A 5,395-nucleotide genomic window follows, 5' to 3' on the forward strand; every position below is an offset into this window, starting at 1 on the left:
CAGGAACTTATCCAGCTCGTCCTCGTCGGGCAGCGAGTCGGACTCCGCCCAGCGCGCGGCGCGTCGCAGCATCTCGGCGGCCCGGACCACGGCCGCCTCGTCGGGGCCGATCACGCCGAGGAACGATCCGTCCCGGACGACGGTCATGCCGGCATCGGGGCCGGCGTCGGCGCTGATCAGCCGGGCGCCCCGGGAGGGCGGGCGGATCACCCGCCCGAACTGCTGGCCCGGCAGGCGCACGTCCTGGATGTAGCGGGGGCGGCCGTACACCTTGTCGGGCAGGTCGAGGCGTGGCACGTTCTGCCCGACCAGGACGGCATCGGATCGCACCGGCACGTCCGGGTCGGCCGGGACGTCGAGGTCCACGGAGCCGGCGAGCGCGGCGTACGAGAAGTCCGGGCCGTTGCGGGCGAACAGCGCCCGGACGTTGGCGGCGGCGAGCCGCAATGCCGGTCCGGAGTCGGCGATGGACATGCTCCCGGCGGTGAGGCCCTCGTCCGGGCCGTCGGGTCCGGCCGGCATCATCCGGATCGCGGCGATGCCGACGCCCAGCTCGTCGGCGGCGATCTGGGCGAGAGCGGTGAGGATTCCTTGACCGAGCTCCACCTTGCCGACGTGCACGCCGATGGTGCCGTCGGCGCGCACGTCGATCCAGCGCGACAGGATCGGGTTGGCGGCCAGGTCTCTGGGCAGCTCAGCCATCGCCGGCCTCCCGTTTCCCGGCCGCCACGACCGCCTGGACCATGCGTTGCTGGGCGCCGCAGCGGCAGAGGTGACGGTCGAGCGCCTCGGTCACGGCAGCCTCGCTGGGCCGCGGGTCGCGATCGAGCAGGGCGGCGGCGGTCATGATGATGCCGGTGACGCAGTAGCCGCACTGCGCGGCCTGCCGGTCGAGGAAGGCCTGCTGGACCGGGTGCGGGGAGAGGCCCTCGACCGTGACGACCGTCTTGCCCTCCAAAGACCAGACCGGCGTGTCGCAGGATGGCACCGAGACGCCGTCGACGTGCACGAAACAGGCGCCGCAGATCCCGATGCCGCAGCCGAAGCGCGCGCCCTGCAGTCCCAGCTGGTTGCGCAGCACGTACAGCAGCGGGGTGTCGGGGTCGACGTCGACCTCGCACCGCGCGCCGTTGAGGGAGAACTCGGTCATGGCTGGTGTCCGAAGACCTCGGGGTGCCGGCCGAGCTCGATCCGGGTGCGGCGGATGTGCCCGGAGACGAACCGGCCGCCGTCGGTCTCGTCGCGCCGGACCACCGCGTCCAGGATGAGCCGGTGTTCGGCATTCACCACCCACATCCGGCCGGGACCGCTGAGTTGCACGAAGGCCCGCCGGTAGTGCTGCGTGGAGTTCCACAGCCGGTGCACCGCGGTGTTCAGCGGCTCGATCCGGCAGCCGCTGTAGGTGAGCAGGTGGAACTGCCGGTCGAGGTCGAGGAAGCGGTCGACGTCGGCGCCCGACTCGATCTCGTCCTGGATGCGGGCCAGCTCCGCCAGGTCGGTGTCGTCGAGGTCGGGCAGGCTCTCGGCCAGCGCCAGGGGCTCGAGCTGTTCGCGCATGCGGTACATGACGTCGACCTCGTGCATGCCGAGGCGGGGCACGCGGGCACCCTTGTTCGGCTCGTTCTCGATGAGACCCTCGGCGGCGAGGATCTGCAACGCCTCGCGCACCGGCAGCCGGCTCGCGCCGAGCTGCTGGGCGATGTCCTCCTGCCGGACCCGGTCGCCCGGGCCGAGGGCGCCGCCGAGGATGGCGCTGCGCAGATGGCTGGCGATGCGCTGGGTGGCGACGGTCATGACAGTGCCTCGGCGCGGAAGAAGGCGCGGCCGTTCGGGTAGGAGACCAGCTCGAACTGCATGCCCCATGGTGCCAGGAAGTAGACCCACCGCTGTCCCTCGTGCGGGCCGCGACTCGCCGTCGGCTCGCCGAGCACGGTGACCCCGCAGGCGTGCAGGTGGGCGACCGCCGCGTCGAGGTCGTCGACGTAGAGGGCCACGTGGTGGCCGCCGATGTCGCTGTTGCGCGGGCACTCGCGGCGTTGATCCGGTGCGGTGTAGGAGAAGACCTCGAGGATCGCCTGACCGCCGAGCCGGAAGAACCTGTTCTCGGGGACGGTGGCGCGGGGGTGAACGTTCAGGTGCTCGGCCATCCAGTCGCCGTCGTCGGCGAACGGGCCGAGCGAATACAGGAACTCGCAGCCGAGCACCTCGACGAGGAAATGCTGCGCCTCGTCGAGGTCGGGGACGGTGAACCCGATGTGATCGAGTCGCCGCAGTCCGGGCATCGGCATCTGGCCTCCTTTGGATCCAATCCGATCCTAGAACGCGAGCTCGCGGCTCGGAAGACTTGAGATTGGATCCAATCGTGTGTCAGCCTTGGCGTGACGAAGGAGGACGCCGATGCCCGGACACCACCCGCTGCAGCCGGATGCCGCTTGGACCGAGCTGGTCGCGAGCGAGGCCGACTGGGACGCGGCCGACCCGGAGCTGCTCGGCGCGATGTTCCACCAGCTCGTGCTCATCCGGACCTTCGAGGAGTACGTGCTGGAGCTGGCCGCCGCCGGGCTGGTGCACGGCCCGGCCCACTCCAGCATCGGCCAGGAGGGTGGCGCGGTCGGCTCGGTCCTGGCACTGCAGCCCGGGGACCAGGTCAATGGTTCCCACCGCGGACACCACCAGTTCCTCGCCAAGGCCCTGCAGCACGTGGCGCCCAAGGGCTTCGATCTGACCGAGGAGCTGCCCGAGCCGATCCGGGTCGTCCTGCTGCGCACCCTCGCCGAGATCTGCGGCCTGGCCCGCGGTTACAGCCACGGCCGCGGCGGCTCGATGCACCTGCAGTGGAAGGACGCCGGCGCGATGGGCACCAACGCCATCGTCGGCGGCGGCGTCCCGCTCGCGGCCGGTTACGCCTGGGCGGACCGGCACTCCGGCAGCGACGCGGTCGCGGTGACCTACTTCGGTGACGGTGCCGCCAACATCGGATCCACCCTCGAGACGTTCAACCTCGCCGCCGCCTGGAAGTTGCCGGTCTGCTTCTTCATCGAGAACAACCAGTACGCCGTGTCGACCACGGTCGCCGAGGCCACCGGCGAGCCGCGGCTGTCCGCCCGCGGCCCCGGGTTCGGCATCGCCAGCTGGCGGGTCGACGGCATGGATCCGCTCGCGGTCCACCTCGCCATGCGCGAGGCCGTTGCCCACATGCGCTCGGGTGCCGGCCCGGCCGTCGTCGAGGCCGACACCTACCGCTACTTCCACCAGAACGGCCCCTTCCCGGGCAGCGCCTTCCGCTACCGCAGCAAGGAGGAGGAGGCGCAGTGGCGCGAGCGCGACCCGATCGAGCAGGTGGCCGGCCATCTGATCCGGCGCGGGCTGCTCACCGGCGAGGCGAAGCAGGCGTCGATCGCCGGCGCCCGGCGGGCCATGGACGCGGCCGGCGAGGTGCTGCTCGAGCCGCTTCCCGACGGCAAGCCCGGGCAGCGCCAAATCAAGCCCGGAGAGTGGCCCGACCCGGCCTTCGTCGACGTCGGCGTCCGCGGGGACCTGTCCGAGTTCTCCGGCGTTCGCGTGGCCGACGACGGCATCGCGACCGAGGAGACGAAGTTCATCGACGCCGTCGCCGCGGTCATGCGCCGCCGGATGGAGACCGACGACCGGATCATCGTCATGGGCGAGGACGTCCACCGGCTCAACGGCGGCACCAACGGCGCCACCAAGGGCCTCAAGGACGCCTTCCCCGACCGCATCCTCGGCACCCCGATCAGCGAGAACGCCTTCACCGGCCTGGCCGGCGGCGTCGCCCTCGACGGGCGGTTCCGCCCGGTGGTCGAGTTCATGTACGCGGACTTCATGTGGGTCGCCGCCGACCAGCTCTTCAACCAGGTCGGCAAGGCCCGGCACATGTTCGGCGGGGACGGCCCGGTGCCGCTCGTGCTGCGCAGCAAGGTCGCCACCGGCACCGGGTACGGCTCGCAGCACTCGATGGACCCGGCCGGGATCTTCGCCACCGCCCCCGGCTGGCGGATCGTCGCGCCGTCCACCCCGTTCGACTACGTCGGCCTGATGAACGCGGCGCTGCGGTGCGAGGACCCGGTGGTGGTGCTCGAACACGTCGACCTCTACAACAGCAGCGGCCCCGGCCCGGCCGCGGACCTCGACTACGTCCTCCCCGTCGGGCAGGCCGCGCTGCGCCACACCGGCGACGCGGTCACCGTGGTGTCCTACCTGTCGATGGTGGCCGAGGCGCTGGCCGCGGTGCGGGAACACGGGATCGACGCCGACGTCGTCGACCTGCGGTGGCTGGACCGGGCCTCGCTCGACTGGGACACCCTCGGCGCCAGCATCCGCAAGACGAACAGGGTGCTGATCGTCGAGCAGGGCGCCGCCGGCACGTCGTACGGCGGGTGGCTGGCCGACGAGATCCAGCGGAGGTTCTTCGACTGGCTGGACGCACCGATCGAGCGGGTCACCGGCGGTGAGGCGTCGCCGAGCATCAGCAAGGTGCTGGAGCGGGCGGCCATCGCCCGCCGCGAGGAGATCGCCACCGCACTGCGGCAGATCGTGGGGTCATGACGATGGCGCAGCTGCTGAGGATGCCGGAGATCTCCGCGAACACCGTGGAGGCCGTGCTGTCGGAGTGGCCGCTGGCCGAGAACACGGCATTCCGCGCCGGGGACGCGATCGCCACCGTGGAGACCGAGAAGGCGGTCGTGGACGTACCGGCGGACGCCGACGGCGTCCTGCTGCGCACGCTGGTCGAGCCCGGGAAGACGGTGCCGGTGGGCACCCCGATGGCCGTGCTGGCCGACCCCGGCGAGGTCGTCGACGACGTGGACGCCCTGGTGTCCCGGCTGACCGGCGGTGAGGCACCGCCGGCGGCGGAGGAGCCGACGCCCGCCGGCACCCGAGAGGTGACGCAGTCCGCCGAGCCGGCGGCCGCTGCTGCTGCTTCGCAGAATGGCGACCGCGTCTTCGCCAGCCCGATCGCCCGCCGCATCGCCAAGGAGAACGGGCTTTCGGTACGCGACATCGAAGGCACCGGGCCCGGCGGCCGGATCGTGCGCGACGACGTGCGGCGCGCCATTCAGACCCGCCAGGAATCGGCCGCTCCCGCCGCCCCGGCTGCTTCTGCCGCTCCCGCCGCTCCGGCTGCTTCTGCCGCTCCGGTCGCGCCGGCTGCTCCCGTCGGGTATCGCGACCTTCCGCACAGCCGGATGCGCCGCGCGATCGCGACCCGTCTGGCGCAGAGCAGCCGCGAGGCGCCGGTGTTCACGATCCGCGGCAGTGCCCGGGTGGACGCCCTGCTCGCCCTGCGCCGGGACCTCAACGAGGCGACCGGCGTCCGGATCTCGGTGACCGACCTGATCGTCGCGGCCGCGGCCCGGGCCCACGTCGCCGTGCC

Annotated in this window: 6 protein-coding genes; 2 read left to right on the forward strand and 4 right to left on the reverse strand. The window is 72.1% G+C overall.

The annotated features are described in order from the left end of the window. The 4 genes from AB0M20_RS25460 to AB0M20_RS25475 form a co-directional block, all read right to left on the reverse strand. On the reverse strand, positions 1-702 hold a 702-nt coding region (locus AB0M20_RS25460), incomplete at its 3' end, for a molybdopterin cofactor-binding domain-containing protein (RefSeq protein WP_364302233.1). After that, entirely contained in the window at positions 695-1,150 is a 456-nt protein-coding gene (locus AB0M20_RS25465) for a (2Fe-2S)-binding protein (protein ID WP_364302235.1), read from the reverse strand. The genes AB0M20_RS25460 and AB0M20_RS25465, both read right to left, overlap by 8 nt. Beyond that, a complete protein-coding gene (locus tag AB0M20_RS25470; protein ID WP_364302237.1) occupies positions 1,147-1,794 on the reverse strand; it encodes a GntR family transcriptional regulator in 648 nt (215 codons plus the stop codon). The genes AB0M20_RS25465 and AB0M20_RS25470 overlap by 4 nt, the downstream gene beginning before the upstream one ends. Next, positions 1,791-2,288, reverse strand: a complete 498-nt coding sequence (locus AB0M20_RS25475) for a VOC family protein (RefSeq protein WP_364302239.1) — start codon at positions 2,286-2,288, stop codon at positions 1,791-1,793. Before AB0M20_RS25475 ends, AB0M20_RS25470 begins: the two co-directional genes overlap by 4 nt. A gap of 109 nt (positions 2,289-2,397) precedes the next feature. Here AB0M20_RS25475 and AB0M20_RS25480 point away from each other — a divergent pair, with 109 nt between their 5' ends. Then, positions 2,398-4,566, forward strand: coding sequence for a thiamine pyrophosphate-dependent enzyme (locus AB0M20_RS25480; protein WP_364302241.1), 2,169 nt, complete (start codon positions 2,398-2,400; stop codon positions 4,564-4,566). Further along, a partial coding sequence (locus AB0M20_RS25485) for an E3 binding domain-containing protein (RefSeq protein WP_364302243.1) occupies positions 4,563-5,395 on the forward strand: 833 nt, incomplete at its 3' end. The genes AB0M20_RS25480 and AB0M20_RS25485, both read left to right, overlap by 4 nt.

The sequence above is a fragment of the Actinoplanes sp. NPDC051633 genome (assembly GCF_040681735.1).
In the GTDB taxonomy this organism is placed as follows: domain Bacteria; phylum Actinomycetota; class Actinomycetes; order Mycobacteriales; family Micromonosporaceae; genus Actinoplanes.